A 3,780-nucleotide genomic window follows, 5' to 3' on the forward strand; every position below is an offset into this window, starting at 1 on the left:
GTCCCTCATTGAGATAGAGGTCGAGCGCGACATCGAGCCCGTTGATCTCCGAGACCGATGGCGTGAATGGAAACGGCTTGTCCCGCGACCACGCATGCTCCCAGTCGACGATGCTGAGCATCGACGCGCGCGGCGCCAGGGGATTGGCCTTCATCTTGGCCCAGGCCCGCTCGCTGACACCCATCATCGTGAGGCCGGGAGGCGCGCCCAGGCATTTGTTCGGGCCGGTGACATAGATATCGGCCTTGCAGTCCTCGGGATGCGTCTTCATGCCGCCAAAGGACGAGACGGCATCGACGATGAGATAGCCGCCATGCGCCGAAACCAGCGCACCGATGGCGTCGATCGGATTGATGGTGCCGGACGGCGTGTCGTGGTGGCAGACGGAAACGACGGTGATCTCCGGATGCGCCTTCAGCATTGCCTCGACCTCCTGCGGATCGATCGCCTCGTTATAGGGCACCTCGATCTCGAGCAGATGTGGCGAATAACGCTTCGCCCAATAGCCGAACCCCTTGCCGTAAACGCCTGAGGCAAGGTTGAGCACGACATCGTCCGGCGTGATCAGCGAGGCCGCGGCGGCTTCCAGGCCAAGCACCGGCTCGCCATGCAGGATGACCGGCTTGTTCGACAGCCGCATCGCCTTTTGCGCCTTGTCGACCACACCTTCGTAGAAAAGCTGGAACGCCGGGTCGTAGTCGTAGAGCACCGTGCGCCCGAGGCCGCGCAGCACTTCGGCATAGGCGTTCACCGGCCCCGCGGTCAGGGTGATGACCGGATCGGCATGTTCGAGATAACGCATCGTCGTGGTCTCCGGATTGGCAGGGGTCAGCCGTAGAATTGCGTGCCGGTCCTGTAGGTCTTGAAGTTGTCCATGTCGTGCGAGTACATCAGCTCGGCGCCATAATCCTCGGCGAGTTTCTTCACCTTGCGCATCGAATTGACGCCCGCCACCGGGTCGATGTGAAAGGCCGCCTGGCACAGCGTTTCAAGGCTCTTCTGCGTATAGGCCGCATCGATCGTGAACATGATCGGCTTGCGCTTGGGGAACTCCACCAGCAGGCTGTAGTGGCCGATCGAATGGCCGGGCGTCGAGATCAGCCGGACGCCCCGGGCAAGCTCGACGTCGCCGTCGATGCCTTCAAAGGTCGAGTTCGCCCGTGTCGTTCCCGCAAGCAATTGCCCGGTCGCGCCACGCGCTTCGGCAGCCTCCGCCGAAAAACTCAGATCGGAATAGCCGAGATGTTCGAAAGGCTGGGGATTGCACGCCTGCGGCACCTCGGTCCGGTGGCAGATCTTCTTGGCATGCGGAAAATACTTGTTGCCGCCGCAATGATCGAAGTGGAAATGCGAGTTGACCACGACGTCGATGTCCTTCGGCTCAAGGCCGAGCAGCGCCAGGGCGCCGGGGATGGTCTGGTGCTTTTCCTGGATCGGCTTTTCGAATGGCAGCACCTTCATCACATGATCGTAGTCGTAGCCGGTGTCGATGAGGAACCGGCCCTCGGCATGTTCGATCAGGATCGAATAGACCGGGAAGCGCACTTCGCCGCCAGGGCCGCGATTCCAGAACACATGATAGCCGTCGAGAACGAGCGAGCCGCCGTCGAGCAGGTAGACCTTGGTATCCGACATTCTTGCCTCCTTTATTGGCGCGGGTCCCGTCCGCGCATGAATTGTCCTCAGCGCGCGCCGCGCTCGTATGGAATCCCGAGCGCCGCCGGCAGGCTCGCGCGCCGGCCGAACAGCACCAGCATGATCATCACCGCCAAGAACGGCAGCATCTGGATGATGTCGGTCGGTATGTTGATCCCGGCCACCTGCATGGCCGTCGTCAGCGACAGGCAGACACCGAACAGCAACGCACCGAACAGCACCCAGATCGGGCGACCGCGCGCCAGCATGGCCAGCACGATGCCGAGAAAGCCCGCGCCATTGGTGATGAACGGAATGAACAGCCCAGCCCCGACATTGGCGAGATAGGCGCCGCCGAGCCCAGCCAGCGCTCCGGTCGTCAACACGGCGATGGTGCGGGTCCGCACGACATCGATGCCGGCGACATCGAGCGCGGCCGGCTTGTCGCCTGCCGCCTGCAAATTGAGGCCGAGTTGCGTGCGCCGATAGAGGTAGCTCATGCCGAAAACCAGCGCGACCGCCAGATAGACTATCAGATGATGCTTGAAGAATGCAGGCCCGATGACCGGGATGTCCGAAAGCAGCGGGATGACGGTAGCATCCGCCGCGGGCAGGCGCGGGTAGCTGCGTGAGAACTGGAAATGGTGGAGCAGTGCCGTCAGGCCCTCGAGCCCCAAGGTCAGCGCGATGCCGATGACGATCTGGTTCAGCCCGATGCGCACGCAAAGCAGCGCCATGACAAGCGCCACCGCAGCACCCCCGGCGGCACCGGTGAGAAAGCCCAGCCACAGCGACCCGGAATAGAAAGCGCCGACAAAGCCGAGATAGGCGCCGGCCAGCATCATGCCTTCGATGCCGATATTGAGCACGCCCGCCTTCTCGGAGATCTGCTCGCCGAGCCCGGCAAGCAGCAGCGGGATCGCCGCGGTGACGGCGCCGAACAGGAGCGCGCTGAGAAAGACTTCGCTGAACAGCCCGGTCATGCCCTAGGCCCTCCGCGACTGGTTGTATCGGTGATCGAAATATTCGGCGAGCGCGAGCACGATCAGCACGATGGAAACCAGCACCAGCGTGAAATGATTGGGCACGCCAAGCCGGCGCGCCGCGCTCTCGCCGCCGATCGAAAGCACCGAAAGCAGGAACACGAAGCCGATTGCCGCAAAGCCGTTCATACGGGCGAGAAACACGGCGGGTATCACCGCAAGCCCGTAGGCGGGATTCCAGTCGGCGCGGACATTGCCCTGGACGCCGATGATGTCGACGGCCCCGGCAAGCCCGGCCAGCCCGGCCGAAATGGCAAAGACGGCGACGGTCAGGCCGGGGACGCCGAGCCCCGAGTGAACCGCCGCGCGTGGATTGGCGCCGACGATCCTCAGCTTCAGCCCGAACGCCGTGCGCGTCATCACCAGATGCACGATGACGATCGCCGCCAGCCCAAGCAGCAGGCCACTGGTGATGGTCGTTTCGAACAGGCGCGGCAACCGGTCTTCCACCGGAAGCGTGCGCGTCTGCGGCACAGTCGTGCTTGGGTCGCGAAACGCCAGCTTGACCAGCACATTGGCGAGCGAGGTGCCGAGGAACGTCATCATCAGCGTGGTGATGATCTCGTTGACGCCCTGATAGGCACGCAGCAGGGCCGGCACCAGCGACCAGATCATAGCCACCACCATGGCGATGAGGAACGAGCAGACCAGCGCCAGCCAGGCTGGCATAATCTGAACGAACACGGGAGCGCTGGCAGCCGCCGTCACCGCGCCAAGCAGGAACTGGCCGTCACCGCCGAGATTCCACATGCCCGCGCGAAAGGCGACGATCAGGCCGGCGGCAAGAAACAGCAACGGCGCCATGCGCGTCAGCGTCTGCTGGATGCCGAGCGGCGAGAACAGTCCTTTCTCCAGCACGAAGCCGTAGTAGGCGAGCGGGTCGACGCCGACCGCAAGCAGGATACAGCCGGCTATGACGAGAGCGATGAGGATCGGACCGAGCGTCATCAGCAACCGATGCGCGATGTCGCGGCGCGTCGTTGCCCCGCTCGTGGCATCGAGTGCGGTAGCACTGACCGTAGGTGCGGTGTCGATGCTCATGCGGCAAGTCCGATCATCAGGCGACCGACCTTGGTGCGGGCGTCGTCTACGTTCTCGACGG

General features: G+C 63.6%; 4 protein-coding genes. All 4 read right to left on the reverse strand.

All coding sequences use genetic code 11. The features are described 5' to 3' along the window. Positions 1-802: aminotransferase class V-fold PLP-dependent enzyme (locus EN750_RS23150; protein WP_145967849.1), on the reverse strand; the 802-nt coding region annotated here is incomplete at its 3' end. A gap of 26 nt (positions 803-828) precedes the next feature. Continuing rightward, positions 829-1,635 carry a 4-pyridoxolactonase gene (locus tag EN750_RS23155; protein WP_127397755.1) on the reverse strand — a complete coding sequence of 269 codons (807 nt, stop codon included), beginning with the start codon at positions 1,633-1,635 and terminating at the stop codon, positions 829-831. 47 nt (positions 1,636-1,682) lie between these two features. Next, a complete protein-coding gene (locus EN750_RS23160; RefSeq protein ID WP_127267958.1) occupies positions 1,683-2,618 on the reverse strand; it encodes an ABC transporter permease in 936 nt (311 codons plus the stop codon). 3 nt (positions 2,619-2,621) lie between these two features. Further along, positions 2,622-3,719, reverse strand: a complete 1,098-nt coding sequence (locus EN750_RS23165; protein WP_127397756.1) for an ABC transporter permease — start codon at positions 3,717-3,719, stop codon at positions 2,622-2,624. Positions 3,720-3,780 lie beyond the last annotated feature (61 nt).

Origin of the sequence: Mesorhizobium sp. M7A.F.Ca.ET.027.03.2.1 (genome assembly GCF_003999175.1) — a bacterium.
In the GTDB taxonomy this organism is placed as follows: Bacteria; Pseudomonadota; Alphaproteobacteria; order Rhizobiales; family Rhizobiaceae; genus Mesorhizobium.

What these genes read in the sequence shown, in the direction of transcription:
- EN750_RS23155 (WP_127397755.1), bottom strand. Translation starts at nt 1,635, where the DNA reads ATGTCGGATACCAAGGTCTACCTGCTCGACGGCGGCTCGCTCGTTCTC.
- EN750_RS23160 (WP_127267958.1), bottom strand. Translation starts at nt 2,618, where the DNA reads ATGACCGGGCTGTTCAGCGAAGTCTTTCTCAGCGCGCTCCTGTTCGGC.
- EN750_RS23165 (WP_127397756.1), bottom strand. Translation starts at nt 3,719, where the DNA reads ATGAGCATCGACACCGCACCTACGGTCAGTGCTACCGCACTCGATGCC.